Source organism: Nonomuraea longicatena (assembly GCF_039525605.1).
GTDB classification, from domain to species: Bacteria; Actinomycetota; Actinomycetes; order Streptosporangiales; family Streptosporangiaceae; genus Nonomuraea; species Nonomuraea longicatena.
Window position 1 is genome coordinate 26,778 of record NZ_BAAAHQ010000039.1, and the last position, 15,340, is coordinate 42,117.

General features: G+C 71.6%; 13 protein-coding genes. 7 read left to right on the top strand and 6 right to left on the bottom strand.

Features of this window, described 5'->3' with window-relative positions:
• The coding region (locus tag ABD120_RS30450; RefSeq protein WP_343953620.1) for a PucR family transcriptional regulator ligand-binding domain-containing protein at nucleotides 1-952 on the bottom strand (952 nt) is incomplete at its 3' end.
• 93 nt (nucleotides 953-1,045) lie between these two features.
• On the opposite strand from ABD120_RS30450, the gene ABD120_RS30455 reads away from it, so the two are divergent.
• From ABD120_RS30455 to ABD120_RS30465, 3 genes are read left to right on the top strand one after another with little or no spacing between them, the layout of a single operon-like run.
• Nucleotides 1,046-3,238 carry a xanthine dehydrogenase family protein molybdopterin-binding subunit gene (locus ABD120_RS30455; RefSeq protein ID WP_343953621.1) on the top strand — a complete coding sequence of 731 codons (2,193 nt, stop codon included), beginning with the start codon at nucleotides 1,046-1,048 and terminating at the stop codon, nucleotides 3,236-3,238.
• A gap of 9 nt (nucleotides 3,239-3,247) precedes the next feature.
• Nucleotides 3,248-3,481 (top strand): EF-hand domain-containing protein, encoded by a 234-nt coding sequence (locus ABD120_RS30460; RefSeq protein WP_343953622.1) that lies wholly within the window; start codon nucleotides 3,248-3,250, stop codon nucleotides 3,479-3,481.
• Between the two features lie 60 nt (nucleotides 3,482-3,541).
• The gene (locus ABD120_RS30465) at nucleotides 3,542-4,912 is read left to right on the top strand and encodes an NCS2 family permease (RefSeq protein WP_425564069.1); all 1,371 of its coding nucleotides are present in this window, start codon (nucleotides 3,542-3,544) and stop codon (nucleotides 4,910-4,912) included.
• Here ABD120_RS30465 and ABD120_RS30470 read toward each other — a convergent pair.
• Nucleotides 4,909-5,847: an excalibur calcium-binding domain-containing protein gene (locus ABD120_RS30470; protein ID WP_343953623.1), complete on the bottom strand. Its 939-nt coding sequence runs from the start codon at nucleotides 5,845-5,847 to the stop codon at nucleotides 4,909-4,911. The genes ABD120_RS30465 and ABD120_RS30470 overlap by 4 nt on opposite strands.
• 169 nt (nucleotides 5,848-6,016) lie before the next feature.
• On the opposite strand from ABD120_RS30470, the gene ald reads away from it, so the two are divergent.
• Nucleotides 6,017-7,132: an alanine dehydrogenase gene (ald, locus tag ABD120_RS30475; RefSeq protein ID WP_343953624.1), complete on the top strand. Its 1,116-nt coding sequence runs from the start codon at nucleotides 6,017-6,019 to the stop codon at nucleotides 7,130-7,132.
• A gap of 18 nt (nucleotides 7,133-7,150) precedes the next feature.
• Here the strand turns inward: ald and ABD120_RS30480 are convergent, their stop codons facing one another.
• A complete protein-coding gene (locus ABD120_RS30480) occupies nucleotides 7,151-7,861 on the bottom strand; it encodes a thioredoxin-like domain-containing protein (protein WP_343953625.1) in 711 nt (236 codons plus the stop codon).
• 113 nt (nucleotides 7,862-7,974) lie between these two features.
• Here ABD120_RS30480 and ABD120_RS30485 point away from each other — a divergent pair, with 113 nt between their 5' ends.
• The 3 genes from ABD120_RS30485 to ABD120_RS30495 all read left to right on the top strand — a co-directional run bounded on the left by ABD120_RS30485 (nucleotide 7,975) and on the right by ABD120_RS30495 (nucleotide 11,487).
• Nucleotides 7,975-9,060 carry a DUF305 domain-containing protein gene (locus ABD120_RS30485; protein ID WP_343953626.1) on the top strand — a complete coding sequence of 362 codons (1,086 nt, stop codon included), beginning with the start codon at nucleotides 7,975-7,977 and terminating at the stop codon, nucleotides 9,058-9,060.
• Nucleotides 9,057-10,496: a phytoene desaturase family protein gene (locus ABD120_RS30490; protein ID WP_343953627.1), complete on the top strand. Its 1,440-nt coding sequence runs from the start codon at nucleotides 9,057-9,059 to the stop codon at nucleotides 10,494-10,496. The genes ABD120_RS30485 and ABD120_RS30490 overlap by 4 nt, the downstream gene beginning before the upstream one ends.
• A gap of 409 nt (nucleotides 10,497-10,905) precedes the next feature.
• Nucleotides 10,906-11,487: a ribonuclease FAU-1 family protein gene (locus tag ABD120_RS30495; protein WP_343953628.1), complete on the top strand. Its 582-nt coding sequence runs from the start codon at nucleotides 10,906-10,908 to the stop codon at nucleotides 11,485-11,487.
• On the opposite strand, the gene ABD120_RS30500 is transcribed toward ABD120_RS30495, so the two are convergent.
• The 3 genes from ABD120_RS30500 to ABD120_RS30510 are packed head-to-tail and all read right to left on the bottom strand — an operon-like array spanning nucleotide 11,484 to nucleotide 15,237.
• On the bottom strand, nucleotides 11,484-12,533 hold the full coding sequence (locus tag ABD120_RS30500) for a threonine aldolase family protein (protein WP_343953629.1): 1,050 nt from the start codon (nucleotides 12,531-12,533) through the stop codon (nucleotides 11,484-11,486). The genes ABD120_RS30495 and ABD120_RS30500 overlap by 4 nt on opposite strands.
• The gene (locus tag ABD120_RS30505; protein ID WP_343953630.1) at nucleotides 12,530-13,177 is read right to left on the bottom strand and encodes an SDR family NAD(P)-dependent oxidoreductase; all 648 of its coding nucleotides are present in this window, start codon (nucleotides 13,175-13,177) and stop codon (nucleotides 12,530-12,532) included. The genes ABD120_RS30500 and ABD120_RS30505 overlap by 4 nt, the downstream gene beginning before the upstream one ends.
• The gene (locus tag ABD120_RS30510) at nucleotides 13,174-15,237 is read right to left on the bottom strand and encodes a DUF6421 family protein (protein ID WP_343953631.1); all 2,064 of its coding nucleotides are present in this window, start codon (nucleotides 15,235-15,237) and stop codon (nucleotides 13,174-13,176) included. Before ABD120_RS30510 ends, ABD120_RS30505 begins: the two co-directional genes overlap by 4 nt.
• Nucleotides 15,238-15,340 lie beyond the last annotated feature (103 nt).

Sequence of the window (15,340 nt, forward strand, 5' to 3'; positions counted from 1 at the left end):
CCACGACCTCGCGGGAGAGCAGTTCCTCCAGTGTCTGGCCGCCGAGCGCGGCAGGACCGGGTCCGCGCCGCGCGGCCGGGCCGTCGAGCAGGGCGGTGGCGCTCACCACCGTGTACGGCTCGGCCGCGTCGACGCCGCAGGTGCCGAGCCTGGCATTGAGCTCGGCGGCGTCGGCCTCGGCGACGGCGGCGGCGACGAGTTCCCCGGTCAGACGGCGTTCGACCCGGCGCCCGGCTTCGAGGCGGATGCGTTCGAGCGCGACGCAGGCGGCCAGTTCGTAGCCGAGGTCGGCCCGGTCGAGCAGATCTCCGTCGCAGGCGAGGACCCAGGAGGCGGCGCGGTGGCCGCGCCCGACGGCGAACAGGGTGCGGCCGCCGCTGACGACCGGCAGGCGGGGGGCGGCAAGGTAGGCGCGGGCCAGCCGGACGGGATCGTCGGCCTCGCCGGCGACGAGATCGCCGCAGGCGGAGACTACGGCGCCGGTGACGCCGAGTTCGGCGGCTGTGAGGGCGACCAGTTCGGGCAGATCGGCGCCTTCCGCGACGGCGGCGACGAGACGCCGGTGCCGGCCGAGCGCCTCGCGGACGTCACCGGACAGGCGCGGGGCGGCGAGTTCGCCGATCGTGCGGAAGGAGACGGCGGTGGGCACCTCGATCAACGGCAGCCCGGCGGCGGTGCAGGCGGCGACGAGGTCGCCGGGCACGTGGCCGAGCCACGCCTGGCCGACGCCGAGCGCGGCGGCCCCCGCCTCGCGCAGGGCGGCGACGAAACGCGGGGTGTCGGCGGGACCCTGACGCCAGATCAGGCCGGTGAGCACGAGTTCCCCGCCGGACAGATAGCGGCCGGGGTCGGGCAGGTCGGTGATGTGCACGGTGCCGAACTCGCGCGAGGGGTCGCCGGTCAGCAGCCGCAAGCCGAGGTCGTCGATGGCCAGCAGGTCACTGATGCGCACTTGGAGGAATATACAACCGGGCGCGCCAAGCGCTGACCTCGATTTCACCTGCCGCGCATAGAGCGTGCCGGGGGCCGGTGCTGTACTCGGAGGATGACGGAGACTGTCGGCGCCGTACGCCAGGGTGTCGGGGAGAGCGCGCGGCGGCCGGACGCGGCGCTGAAGGTGACGGGCGAGTTCGCCTACGCCTCCGACCTGTGGCTCGACGGCATGGTGTGGGGCGCGACGCTGCGCAGCCCGCACGCGTCGGCGTGGATCAGGTCCATCGACGTGGGCCCGGCGCTGCGGATCCCCGGCGTGCACGCGGTCCTCACGCACGAGGACGTGCCGGGCGAGAAGTTCTACGGTCTGGAGCACAAGGACCAGCCGGTGCTCGCCATCGACCAGGTGCGCTACCAGGGCGAGCCGGTGGCGCTGGTGGCGGCCGACCATCCGGAGACCGCGCGCCGGGCGGCGGCGGCCGTCGTCGTCGAGTACGAGGTGCGCCCGGCGGTGACCGATCCGCGCCAGGCGGCTGGCGACCCCGGCGCGCCCCGGGTGCAGCCGGGCGGCAACGTGGTCCGCAGGCAGCCGGTCGTCAGGGGCGAGACCTTCACGGCCGAGGTGGTGGTGCGCGGCGAGTACACGGTCGGCATGCAGGACCAGGCGTTCCTCGGACCGGAGTCCGGACTCGCGGTGCCCTCGGAGGACGGCGGCGTCGATCTGTACATCGCCACCCAGTGGCTGCACGTGGACCGCGACCAGCTCGCACCGTGCCTCGGCCTGCCGCCGGAGAAGGTGCGGCTGACGCTGTCGGGCGTCGGCGGCGCGTTCGGCGCCCGCGAGGACCTGTCGATGCAGGCGCACGCCTGCATGCTGGCGTTGCGGCTGAACCGGCCCGTCAAGATCGTGTACGGCCGGGAGGAGTCGTTCTTCGGCCACGTCCACCGGCACCCCGCCGTGCTGCGCTACGAGCACGGCGCCACCCGCGACGGCAGGCTCGTCTACGTCAAGGCCGACATCCTGCTGGACGGCGGCGCCTACTGCTCCTCCTCCCCCGCCGTCGTCGGCAACGCGGCGTCGCTGGGGGTGGGGCCGTACGAGGTGCCGAACGTGCGGGTGGTCGCGACCGGCGTCTACACCAACAACCCGCCGTGCGGGGCGATGCGCGGCTTCGGCGCGGTGCAGGCGTGCTACGCCTACGAGTCGCAGATGGACCGGCTGGCGGCGGCGTGCGGCCTGTCGCCCGTGGAGGTCCGGGTGCGCAACGCGGTGTCACAGGGCTCGCGGCTCATCACGGGGCAGGTCATCGACTCACCGGCCCCGCTGGCGGAGATGCTGCGGACTTTGGAGGAGATGCCCATGCCCGGACCCACCGGCGGCGACCTGCGTGAACTGCCCGGCGGCGTCTCCCAGACCACCCGGGGCGAGTCCGTACGGCGCGGCGTCGGCTACGGCGTCGGCATCAAGAACATCTGCTTCTCCGAGGGCTTCGACGACTACTCGACGGCCCGGGTGCGCGCCGAACTGGTCGGCGGCGAGCCGCACGTGACGGTCCACACCGCCGCCGCCGAGGTGGGGCAGGGGCTGGTGACCGTACAGGCGCAGATCGCGCGCACGGAACTCGGCGTCGACGCGGTCACGGTGGCGACGGCGGACACGGCCGTGGGGTCGGCGGGCTCGTCGTCGGCGTCGCGGCAGTCGTACGTGACGGGCGGCGCGGTGAAGGCGGCCTGCGAGGCGGTTCGGGAGCGCTTCCAGGGGCTGCCCGCGCGGGAGGCGCTGGAGAAGTTCGGGCCGATCGAGGAGACCCGGGAGTACCGGCACCGGCCGACGTTCCCGATGGACCCGGTGACGGGGCAGGGCGACTCGCACACGCAGCTCGCGCTGTGCGTGCACCGGGCCGTGGTGGACGTGGACACCGAACTGGGCCTGGTGAAGGTGGTGGAGCTCGCGGCCGTGCAGGATGTGGGGCGGATCATGAACCCGCAGGCGCTGGAGGGGCAGATCCACGGCGGTTCGGCGCAGGGGCTGGGGCTGGCGCTGATGGAGGAGATACAGGTGCGCGACGGGCGGGTGCTGAACGCGTCGTTCACCGACTACCTGATGCCCACCATTCTCGACATGCCGCCCATGAGGCTCCGGATCCTGGAGTATCCGGATCCGGCGGCGCCGTACGGGCTGCGGGGGGCGGGCGAGCCGCCCACGCTGTCGTCCACGCCCGCCATCGCGGCCGCGGTCCGGGACGCCACCGGGCTGCCGCTGACCCGGGTGCCCGTCCGGCCGGAGGACATCGCCCTTCGCTAACCTGGGCGAATGGGAAACATCGCAGACGAGGTGCGGGCGGAGTTCGCCCGTTTCGACAGTGACGGTGACGGGCTCATCACCGTGGAGGAGATCCACCGGGTCAACGCGGCACTCGGCACGCGCGGTCTCGACAGGAACGAGATCGAGCTGTTCGTGAGGTCGGCCGACAGCGACGGCGACGGGCGTATCGGGCTGGAGGAGTTCGTCGAGCTGGTCGGCGGCGGGCGCCACGAGAAGGAGTGACCGGCTCCACCGACGGGTAGCAACCGGCTATCCCCCTCGGTCGCGATAGGGGGGCGGGCCGTGCTGGAGCGGATGTTCGGGCTGTCGGCGCGGGGGACCACCGTCGGCCGCGAGGTGCGGGGCGGCGTCACCACCTTCATGGCGATGGCCTACATCATCCTGCTCAACCCGATCATCCTGGCGGCGGCCGAGGACGTCACGCACGCGCGGCTCACGATCGTCCAGCTCACCACCTCGACCGCGCTGGCAGCGGCGCTGTGCACGCTGCTGATGGCCTTCGTCGGCAACGCCCCGTTCGGCCTCGCGGCCGGGCTCGGGCTGAACGCCGTGGTGGCCTACCAGGCGGCGCCGCACATGACGTGGGCCCAGGCGATGGGCCTGGTCGTGCTCGGCGGACTGGTGATCATCCTGCTGGCGGTCACCGGGATGCGCACGCTCATCATGAACGCGATCCCGCTGGCGCTGAAGCACGCGATCAGCGTCGGCATCGGCATGTTCATCGCGCTGATCGGGCTGGTCAACTCCGGCGTCGTGACCCGGGGGGTGGGCACGCCGCTGCAGCTGGGGCCGAACGGCCACCTGGGCACCTGGCCGATGGCCGTGTTCTGCTTCGGGCTGCTGCTCATGATCGTGCTGTACGTGCGCAGGGTGCCGGGCGCGATCCTCATCGGCATCGTGGTCGCCACGATCGCGGCGATCGCGGTGCACGCGCTGGCCACCGTCCCGCCGAAGGAGTGGGGCCTGGTGGTGCCGACGCTGCCGGAGTCGCTGATCGCGGTACCCGACTTCGGGCTCGTCGGGCAGGTGGACGTGTTCGGCGGGTTCGCCCGTGCCGGGGTGCTGACCGCGACCGTGGTGCTGTTCACGCTGGTGCTGTCCGGCTTCTTCGACGCGATGGGCACCATCATCGGCGTCAGCGACGAGGCCGGGCTGGTCGACGAACAGGGCCGGGTGCCGAGGCTGGCGCAGATCCTGACCGTGGACGGCGTCGCGGGCGTGGTGGGCGGCTCGCTGAGCGCCTCGGCCAACACCGTCTTCGTGGAGTCGGCGACGGGTGTCGGCGAGGGGGCGCGCACCGGCCTGGCGAGCGTGGCGACGGGCGCGCTGCTGGCGCTGACGCTGCTGTTCACGCCGCTGGCCGCCGTGGTGCCGCCCGCCGCGGCGACGCCCGCGCTGGTGCTGGTGGGCGCGCTGATGATGGCGCAGGCGCGCAAGGTGCCGTGGGACGACATCGATTTCGCGATCCCGGCGTTCCTCACCATCGCCCTGATGCCGTTCACCTACAGCATCACCAACGGGATCGGCGCGGGGGTCATCGCCTACACGCTGATCAAGGCGGCCAAGGGCCGTTTCTCCGAGATCCCGTGGCTGCTGTGGGTCGTGTCGGTGATCTTCGCCCTGTACTTCGGGCTCGGCGGGCTGACCGTCTAGACGTCGCCGGAGTCGCAGGCCACCCCGTTGTCGTTGACGTCCTCGTAGTAGTGGAACTCCGGGTGCCTGCCCTTGGTGTAGGGGCCGCGCCCCGCCGCCCTGACCGCCTTGCAGTCGGCGTACTTCTGGTCGCGGGCGGTGAGCTCGGACGTCGGGGTGCCACCGGTCGGCCGGCCGCCCACGGGCTGCTGACCGACGGGGGCGGTGCTGCCGGTGTCCGGCACCTGGGCGCCGGAGCTGGGAACCGGGATGCCGCCGGTCGGCGGGGGGCCGACTGGAGGGGCGCCGGTCGGGTCGGTGGCCGGCGGCCGGGTGGACAGCGCCGGCCCGCCCGCGCCCCCGATGAGCTTGGCGGCCAGCGCCTCGGCGTCGGCCTTGGTCATCGGGGCGAGGCTGAGGCTGTCGCCGCTCATGGGTTCGCTGACGAACGGAGCCGCCACCACGGTGTTGCCCGGCAGCGTCACGACGGCGAGTTGCCGCTGGGCACCGGCGAGTTCGTGCACGATGGCCGAGACCCGCTCCTTGAAGGCGGGCGCCATCGCGATGCGGACCGCGTAGGTGCCGTCGGGCTGCCGCAGGGCCTCGATGCGCTGCACGGACTTGACCGTGACGCCGTCCTCCAGCAGGTAGCAGGTGGTCTGCTGCTCGTCGAGCGCGGCCTCGGCGTCGGGACACGGCGCGGTGCGCTCGTCGCGGACGGGCGCGAAGTGGATCGGGTTGGCGAGCTGTTGCGGCGCCTTGGCGCCGAGGAGCGGGGTGTCGGGGCTCCTCGTCATGATCACCGCGACCGCGCCCAGCACACCCGCAATCACGATCACCAGGACGAGCGAGACGATCAGCACGATCGTGGTGAGCCGGCTGGCCCGCTGCTCCGGCGGCTCCTCCGGCTGGTCGGCGACCGGTTGGTTCTCCATGGTCATGGACGACTGTCCCATCCTGCCCATCCTGGCTGTCCCGGACTGCCGGTGAGCTTATCGGGGTCCCGTGGAAGCGGGGTAATCCGTCGCGGCCCGTCCGGCTTTTCTGGACTGTGTGCTGAAGAATGGGACGACGCTTACACGATGGCGATGACTCGGGAAGTGCGGTGAAACGAGAGTTGTCGTCATGAAGGTCGGCGTTCCCCGCGAGGTCAAGAACAACGAGTTCCGTGTGGCTCTCACCCCTGCGGGCGTGCATGAGCTGGTACGCCACGGGCACGAGGTCTACGTCGAGCGCGACGCTGGCGTCGGCTCCCTGATCCCCGACCCGGACTACGAGGCGGCCGGCGCGACGGTCCTGCCGGACGCGGACGCCGTCTGGGGCGCGGCCGAGCTGGTCCTGAAGGTCAAGGAGCCGGTGGCGGAGGAGTACCACCGCATGCGCAGGGGCCAGGTGCTGTTCACGTACCTGCACCTGGCGGCCTCGGAGCCGTGCACCAGGGCGATGCTCGACTCCGGCGTCACGGGCATCGCCTACGAGACCGTGCAGGCGCCGAGCGGGGCGCTGCCACTGCTGGCGCCCATGTCGGAGGTCGCGGGCCGGCTGGCCCCCCAGGTCGGCGCCTACCACCTGATGCGCTCGCAGGGCGGCAGAGGCGTGCTCATGGGCGGCGTGTCCGGCGTGCGGGCGGCGAACGTGGTGGTGATCGGTGCGGGCGTGTCCGGCATGAACGCCGCCGCCATCGCGCTCGGCATGCAGGCCGAGGTGCTGCTGCTCGACCTGAACATCGACAAGCTGCGCCAGGCCGACGTGATCTACCAGGGGCATCTGCAGACGGTGGCGTCCAACACGCTGGAGATCGAGCACGCCGTGCTGGAGGCCGACCTGGTCATCGGGGCGGTGCTGGTGCCGGGCGCCAAGGCGCCCAAGCTGGTGACCAACGAGCTGGTCGGCCGCATGAAGCCGGGCTCGGTGCTCGTGGACATCTCCATCGACCAGGGCGGCTGCTTCGAGGACTCACGCCCGACCACGCACGCCGACCCGACGTACTGGGTGCACGAGTCGCTGTTCTACTGCGTGGCCAACATGCCGGGGGCGGTGCCGAACACCTCGACGTACGCGCTGACGAACGTCACCCTGCCGTACGCGCTGGCCATCGCGGACAAGGGCTGGGCGCGGGCGGCCCGCGAGGACCGGGCGCTGGCGCTCGGCCTCAGCACGCACGAGGGACACCTCACCAGCGAGCCCGTGGGCGAGGCGCACGGGCTCAGGTGGGTGCCCCTGGTGGAGGTGCTGGGCTGAGGGACCCTGTTTCTCCGACTACTTCTTCGACTCGGACGGCGAGGCGGACGGGGCCGTGGACGGCTGCTGCGGCGCCTGCTGGGGCGCGGGCGGCAGCGGCTGCTGGTCGGCCGTGGTCGTGATCGCGTTCGCACCGCCGCAGAGGGCGCCGGGCTCAGGCGTGTCGGGGCCGTTCTGGTACTTCTTGACGAAGGCGGGCAGCTTGGGGTCGTCGGCCTTCTGGAAGGCGTGCTGGTTGCCCCAGGCGGAGGCCACGATCGGCGAGGACAGGCCCTCGAAGGGGCTCATCAGGATGTACTCGCGGTCGCCCGTGCTCTCGGCCACCTGTCGCAGCTTGTCGAGCTGGTCCTTGGGCAGGTTGGGCTGGTAGGTGATCCAGATCGCGCCGTGCTCCAGCGAGTGGACCGCGTGCTCGGGGTGGACTGGCTTGTCGTAGATGTCGCACTGCTGCCAGTAGGTGTTGTGCTCACCGCCGACGGGAGGCGTCTCCTTGTACGAGACCTTCTCCCAGACGTGCTGGCCGGCCTCGTACTTGACCTTCGTCACCCCGTCGAGCGACGTCGCCGCCGACTCCCGGACCAGGTAGAAGCCGACGACCCCGACGAGCAGCACGATGATGGCGCCTCCGGCTCCCCACATGAGCAGTGCGCTGCGACGCTCTTTTCGCTTCTGCACGGCCCGCATCTTGTCCAGATGCTCGCGCCGCGCCTGCGACTTCTCCTTCGACATCGATCCTCCATCGGGGTGCCAACTGCGGGTCAGCCTATGCCCTCCGGACGTATATGGAGAATAAGAAGCTTAACGGCGGGCTCACACCTTCCGTGGGTAGGCTGTAAAACGACATGGACAGTTCCCTCAAGAAGCAGCTCGTGTTCCTCTCCGTGGCGATCGTCGCCCTCGCGGGGGCCGCCTTCTTCGTCACCGGCCGGACGGGTACGCCGTCGGAGACCTCCGCGGACGCCGGCTTCGCCCGTGACATGGCGGCCCACCATGCGCAGGCGGTCACCATGTCGTTCACGATCCGCGACAAGACGACCACGACCCCCGATATCCGTAATCTGGCGTTCGACATCATCTACACGCAGGCCAACCAGCGCGGCATGTTCCTGGGCTGGCTGCAGCAGTGGGGGTTGCCCCAGACGACGGATCTGCGGCCGATGGCCTGGATGTCCGGCCACGGGCACGCCGCCCAGCAGCCGTCGCAGCCCGCCGACGACACCGACGCGATCGCACTGCCGGTCGGCCGCCCGCCGGAGCAGACTGTGGCGCAGTCCGCGATGCGGTCCACCGAGGAGCCCGCAGCACAGACTTCTGTGCAGCCCACTGTGCAGCCCACCGGGCAGCCAAGCGGGCGGCCGGCCGCGCAGCCGACTGGGCAGCCGACTGGGCGGCCTTCCCCGGAGGCTTCCGGCCGGGCGACGGCGCAGCCGTCGCAGTCGGCGGGTCAATCGGCCGGACAGTCGGCAGGGCAGTCGGCAGGGCAGTCGGCAGGGCGCTCGGGAGCGCAGACCACCGAGCAGCCCACGGCGCGGCCGAGCGAGCAAGCCGGCGCACGGGCCACTGCCCAGGCCACTGGGCAGCCGTCGCCCGCCGAGGCTTCACAGGCGGCCACCGCGCCGCCGACCCCGCAGGCGAGCAGGCAGCCGAAGCCGCCGCAGGTCGGCGTGATGCCGGGGATGGCCAGCCGCACGGAGCTCGCCCGGCTCAAGGGCCTCACGGGCCGCTACGCCGAGGTGTACTTCCTGCAACTGATGATCCGCCACCACGAGGGCGGCGTGCAGATGGCGGAGGCGCTCCTGCCGCTGTCCACCCGCGACGAGGTCATGAACATGGCCCAGAAGATCGTCGACAGCCAGAAGGGCGAGATCAAGCTGATGACCGACCTTCTCCGCCACCGAGGGGCGCAGCCGCTACCGTCGATCTTGTGACATACGACGCGGCGGTGGTGGGCTCCGGCCCGAACGGACTGATCGGTGCCGTCACCCTGGCCTCCGCCGGGCTCCGGGTGCTGCTGGTGGAGGCCGCCGGCACGTTCGGCGGCGGGCTCCGCTCGGCCGAGCTGACCCTGCCCGGCCGGGTCCACGACCTGGGCGCGACCGTGATGGCGATGGCGCTGGCCTCCCCCGCCTTCCGGAGGCTCGGCCCGCTGCCGGTCGAGTTCACCCATCCGCCCGTCCCCGCCGCCCACCCGCTCGACGACCGGCCCGCCGTCCTGGTCCACCGCGACGCCGAGCGCACCGCGCAGGGGCTCGGCCGCGACGGGCGGGCCTGGCTGGCGAGCGTCGGAGCGACGGCGCGGGCCGGGTTCCCGCTGGTCGAGACCCTGCTGTCGCCGCTCAGCCCGCCCCGGGCGCCGCTCGCCGCCGCCCGTTTCGGCGCACTGGGCGCGCTGCCCGCGACCGTGCTCGGGCGCACGCTGTTCAGGACCGTCGAGGGGCGGGCGGTGCTCGCCGGCATGGCCGCGCACTCGGTGCTCGACCTCAGGTCCCCGATCACCGCCGGGTACGGCCTGCTGCTGGCCGCCACCGCGCATCTGGTGGGCTGGCCGCTGGTCAGAGGCGGTTCGCAGGTGCTGGCCGACGCGCTGGTCGAGCGCCTGCGCGCGGCGGGCGGCGCGACCGTGAGCGGGCATCGGGTGCGCGACCTGCGCGAACTCGACGCGCCCGTCGTCCTGCTGGACGTCACGCCGCGCCAGTTGCGGTCCATGGCCGACCTGCCCAGGGGCTACCGCGACCGGCTGGGGCGCTACCGCTACGGGCCGGGGGTGTTCAAGCTCGACTGGGCACTGGACGGGCCGGTGCCGTGGCGCGATCCGGCCGTGGCGGGGGCGGGGACCGTCCATCTGGGCGGGACGCTGGAGGAGATCGCGCTCGCCGAGGCCGAGACGGTGGCCGGGCGGCACTCGCCCCGGCCGTACGTGCTGCTGGTGCAGCCGTACGCCGCCGACGCCGGGCGCGGCGGGCACACGCTGTGGGGCTACTGCCATGTTCCGAACGGTTCCGAGGTGGACATGACCGGCGCGATCGAGGCGCAGATCGAACGGTACGCTCCCGGTTTCCGTGACCGGGTGCTGGCGCGGCACACGATGACCACCTCCGCCCTGGAGCGGTTCGATCCGAACCTGGTCGGCGGCGACATCGGAGGTGGGGCCGCCTCGCTGGGCCAGTTCTTCCGGCGGCCGGTGTGGTCGGCGACGCCGTGGCGGACACCGCTGCCGGGGGTGTACCTGTGCTCGGCGGCGACCCCTCCGGGCGGCGGCGCGCACGGCATGGGCGGGCTCCACGCGGCCCGGCTGGCACTTTCGGACCTGCGCTCCGGCCGGGTCCGGCCTAATTCACGGCGGCAATTCTCGGCGACCGCGTGAACGGCGACCGAAAAACGCGTTAAACGGCGCCCGCATTCGCCTTTATGATGCCTTTGACCTGCGGCGTTCTGTCTCGACTTTTCGGTGGCAGAAACCTTGACAGCCTCGATGACAATACATATTGTGTGGATTTGGCCGGGATACGGCGGTGCGCGAAGGGCTGAGGGGCGTTCCACAAGAACGCCGGGTCCGCAAATACAAGCGCACCGGCCCGGCGAATTACCGAATCCGGGGAACGACCTTTCCCGTGTCCCTTGTGTCGCGAGGGAGTACGGTCAGGAGCTCCCTCGCTCCCATTCCAGGCTGGGAGTTCATCATGGTTCCTGTACGTAGCTGGAAATCCGGGTCAACCGTGCTGTATCGCTACGGAAGAAATGGAAAAGCGCGTTTCGTCGACGTCGGAATCGTCGTGGAGGATTCACCCGACGGACTCGCGCTGTGGATTCCGTCGGGCGCGCCGAAGATCAGCACCTGCCCCGCGAGCGGCGGGCAACTCAAGGACATCAAGCTGGAGGAGCGGTTCACGATTCCGGCCCTGCGCGAACTCGGGGTGTGGCGCGGTCCCGGCGTCCTGCGGCTCGTCCCGCCCGACCGGGACTGGTCGATCTCCTGGTTCTTCCACGAGAACGGCACCTTCTCCCGCTGGTACGGCACGCTGGAGGCGCCCCGGGTGCGATGGGAGACCGCCGAGCCGGACCCGGTCTACGGCATCGACACCGCCGACCGGATCCTCGACATCCTCATCACCCCCGACCGCACCACCGCGTGGAAGGACGAGGACGAACTGCGCGCCGTCGTCGAGCAGGGGCTGTGCAGCGCGGTGGAGGCCCGCCAGATCCGGCTGCGGGCCAGGGAACTCGCCTCCACCGCCCAGCTGGGGCTGCCGCCGTTCGACGGCCGGTGGACCGACTTCAGGCCCGACCCCGCCTGGGCGACGCCGGACCTGCCTCCGGTGTGGGACATCCCCCACCACCACACGGCCGGGCTCTAGCCCGCCATCTCCTCCGCCACGGCGGCGGCGAAGGCGTCGACGTCGGCCGGTGTGGTGTCGAAGGAGCACATCCATCGCACCTCGCCCGTGGCCTCGCTCCAGGTGTAGAAGCGGAAGCGCTTCTGCAGGCGCCCGGTGACGTCCGGCGGCAGGACGACGAAGACCGCGTTGGCCTGCGCCGGACGTGACAGCCGCACGCCGGGGATCTCTTCCACCGCCGCGGCCAGGCGGGCGGCCATGGCGTTGGCCCGGCGGGCGTTGCGCAGCCACAACTCGCCCGACAGCAGCGCCTCGAACTGGGCGGAGACGAAACGCATCTTCGACGACAGCTGCATGTAGGTCTTGCGGATGTAGTCGACGCCGCGTGCGGCCTCGGGGTTGAGGACGACGACGGCTTCGCCGTACAGCAGGCCGATCTTGGTGCCGCCGAAGGAGAGGACGTCCACGCCCGCGTCGGTGCTCAGCGCGCGCAGGGGCACCTCCAGCGCGGCGGCGGCGTTGGTGAGGCGCGAGCCGTCGAGGTGCACGAGCAGGCCGCGTTCGTGCGCGTGGTCGCAGATCGCGCGCACCTCCTCCGGCGTGTACACGGTGCCGAGCTCGGTGGAGTTGGAGATCGACACCACCCTGGGCTGGGCGCGGTGCACGTCGCCGAAGCCCCACGCCTGACGGTCGATCAGCTCGGGGGTGAGCTTGCCGTCCGGCGTGGGCACGGTGTGCAGTTTGATGCCGCCGACGACCTCGGGCGCCCCGCCCTCGTCGGCGTTGATGTGGGCGGTCTCCGCGCAGACGACCGCCTCCCAGGGCTGGAGCATCGAACGCAGCGACACCACGTTGGCCGCGGTGCCGTTGAAGACCGGGTAGGTCGTGGCGGAGTCGCCGAAGTGGCGGCGGAAGACGTCCTGGAGCGCCTCGGTGTAGACGTCGTCGCCGTAGGAGACCTGGTGGCCGCCGTTGGCCTCGGCGATCGCCTGGAGGATCTCGGGGTGCACCCCCGCGTAGTTGTCGCTGGCGAACGCCTTCAGGTCGGGGTCGTGCCGGGGTGTCACGTGGTGAGGTCCAATCGGGTGCCGTTGATCTCGGAGGCCGGGCGCTCGTAGAGGCCGGCGACGGCCTGGGCCAGGTCGCGCACGTCGGTGAACCCGGCGAAGGCCGCGCCCGGCTTGGCCGCCCGCATGGCGTCGTTGACCAGTGCCTTCACCACCAGGATGACGGCGGCGGAGGAGGTGCCGCGCAGGGAGTCGGCCAGCGACATGGTCCACGCTTCCGCGGCGGCCTTGGCGGCGGCGTAGCAGGCGCCGCCCGACGTGGGGTGCTCGGCGGCCTTCGCGGAGACGATCGCGAACCGGCCGTCCGCGCTGTCGCGCAGCAGCGGCTCGAAGGCCAGCGACACGTGCTGGAGGGTGCGCACGAGCAGGTCGTGCAGGAAGCTCCAGTCGTCGAGCTCGGTGTGGGCGAAGTCCTTGGCGCCGCGCCAGCCGCCCACGAGGTGGACGACGCCGTCGACGCCACCGTGCTCGGCCTTCACCCGGGCGGCGAGGGCCTCCACGGCCGCGCGGTCGAGCAGGTCGAGGCCGATCACCCCGTCGGCGGGCTGTTTGTCCACGCCGATCACGGTGTGGCCCTGCTCGGTGAAGTGCTCGGCCACGGCCTGCCCGGTGGGCCCGGCCGCGCCGGTGATGAGGACGATCATGCGCGGATCCCCTTGGTCGACTCGACGACGTCTGCGAGCTTACGGCGCAACGCCTCATAGAACATGCTCAGGGGGAACTCATCCGACAATACCGCGTCGACCTTGGCCTTCTGCTCCTCGGGAAGCGCCTGCACGCCCTTGGCCCACGTGGAGGCCGGGTTCGGCTCGACATAGGCGCCGACCAGGTCGTAAGCGGCCAGCCAGTGGGCGAGCTTGGAGCGGTCGATGCTGTCGCGGTAGAGCTTCTCGACCTCGCCGCGCAGGTCGGCGACGCCGTCCGCGACCCGGTCCCAGTCGATGGCGAGCCGGTTGTCCGTCCAGCGCACGATGTCGTTGCGGTGCAGGTAGGCGAACAGGAGCTGGCCGCCGAGGCCGTCGTAGTTGCGCACCCTGTCGCCGGTGATCGGGAAGCGGAAGAGCCGGTCGAACAGCACCGCGTGCTGGACGTAGCGGGCGTGCGGGACGCCTTCGCGCTCCAGCCGTACGGCCTCGCCGAACGCGGTCAGGTCGCAGCGCAGCTCTTCGAGCGAGTACAGCCAGTACGGCATCCGCTGCTTGATCATGAACGGGTCGAAGGGCAGGTCACCGTGGCTGTGGGTGCGGTCGTGGATGAGGTCCCACATGACGAAGGTGTCCTGGGCCAGGCGCTGCGAGGCCAGCAGGCGGGCGGCGTCCGGCGGCAGGTCCAGTTTGAGCGTGGCGGCCGCGGCGGAGGCGACGGCGCGGAAGCGTGCGGCCTCGCGGTCGGCGAAGATGCCGCCCCAGGTGAAGCGGGCCGGGGCCTGGCGCACGGCGACGGTCTCCGGGAACAGCACGGCCGAGTGGGTGTCGTATCCCGAGGTGAAGTCCTCGAAGGCGATCGGCACGAACATCGGGTTGTCGTAGCCGCCCGCCTCCAGCCTGGCCAGCCAGTCGGGCCAGATGGTGCGGATCCAGACGGCTTCCAGGTTGCGGTCGAGGTTGCCGTTCTGGGTGTACATCGGGAAGACGACCAGGTGCTCCAGGCCGTCCACGCGCTGGGTGTCCGGGTGGAAGCGTTCGAGGGAGTCGAGGAAGTCCGGCACGCCGAGGCCGCCCGCCGTCCAGGCGCGCAGGTCTGCCTGCACGGCGGCGAGGTAGGCGGCGTCGTGCGGGAAGTGCGGCGCCAGCGTGCCGACCTGGTCGGCGATGGCCGCGACCAGTTCGCCCGCCCGCTCCTTCTGCGCGGGGACGGAGCCGTCCTTGATCTGAAGGGGGCGCAGTTCCTCCACGAGGTCCTTGAGGCGGGTGAAGCCCTCGGCCTTCGCGGCGTCGCGGGCGGTGGCGCCGCGCTCGTCGCCGGGGACGCGGGCGGCCCAGGTCACCACGTTGCCCCAGAGCCTGCGGTGATCGTAGTCGTCGATGGAGTCGTCGCCGAACAGGTCGGAGTCGGCGAAGGCGACGACGCGGCCCTTGCCGTACTCGACGGCGACGGCGAGCGGCGCCCGCGCGGGGGCGGCGGCCGGGGAGGTCGCGAACAGGACGGTGGCGCCCTCAGCGGGTGTGAGCACGCCGGAGCGATAGAAGCAGGCGCGGCCCACCCCGGCGAGCAGCCCGTCGCCGGTGGCCGGGTCGGCGAGGACCCAGGTGGCGACGTCGCGGTGGGCGTTGCCGGGGTCGCGCACGGTGGTGTGGGTGATGCCGAGGCCGAAGCGGGAGAGCAGGTCGGCGAGGTTGTTGCCGTACTTGTCCTGCTCCTCCTCCGCGAGGACCACCAGGCCGCCGCCGCCCGCGACGTAGTCGGTGATCGCGTCGAGTTCGGCGGGGGTGAAGACCGGGCTGCCGGTGCCGGTGGTGCGCTCCCAGCGCTCGCCCGAGGGGTGCGCGATGACCAGGACGTCCTGGCTCTTGAGCGTTCCCGGGTCCAGCGGGCCGTCGGTGTGGGCGGTGACCGTGTGCCCCAGGTGGCGCAGCAGGGCGGCGGCACGGGCGTAGCTGTTGTCGTCGGGGTGGCCGGGGTTCACGGCCTCGGCGACGTCGCGCCGGATCGTCCACGACTCGCTGTGGGCCTCGTCGAAGAGCACCTTGGGGAAGGAGTGCATGAAATATCTCCCGCTAAAGTCACCTATTGACGGAAAATATACACATAGGTGGGTGTGGTCGCGCCAGTCCTCCTGCAGTCGAAGATCCACTCGAAGCCATAGA

Bases quoted from the DNA above. Each gene is read 5' to 3' on its own strand.
- ABD120_RS30455 (WP_343953621.1), top strand. From the start codon at position 1,046: ATGACGGAGACTGTCGGCGCCGTACGCCAGGGTGTCGGGGAGAGCGCG.
- ABD120_RS30460 (WP_343953622.1), top strand. From the start codon at position 3,248: ATGGGAAACATCGCAGACGAGGTGCGGGCGGAGTTCGCCCGTTTCGAC.
- ABD120_RS30470 (WP_343953623.1), bottom strand. From the start codon at position 5,847: ATGGGACAGTCGTCCATGACCATGGAGAACCAACCGGTCGCCGACCAG.
- ald (WP_343953624.1), top strand. From the start codon at position 6,017: ATGAAGGTCGGCGTTCCCCGCGAGGTCAAGAACAACGAGTTCCGTGTG.
- ABD120_RS30480 (WP_343953625.1), bottom strand. From the start codon at position 7,861: ATGTCGAAGGAGAAGTCGCAGGCGCGGCGCGAGCATCTGGACAAGATG.
- ABD120_RS30485 (WP_343953626.1), top strand. From the start codon at position 7,975: ATGGACAGTTCCCTCAAGAAGCAGCTCGTGTTCCTCTCCGTGGCGATC.
- ABD120_RS30505 (WP_343953630.1), bottom strand. From the start codon at position 13,177: ATGATCGTCCTCATCACCGGCGCGGCCGGGCCCACCGGGCAGGCCGTG.
- ABD120_RS30510 (WP_343953631.1), bottom strand. From the start codon at position 15,237: ATGCACTCCTTCCCCAAGGTGCTCTTCGACGAGGCCCACAGCGAGTCG.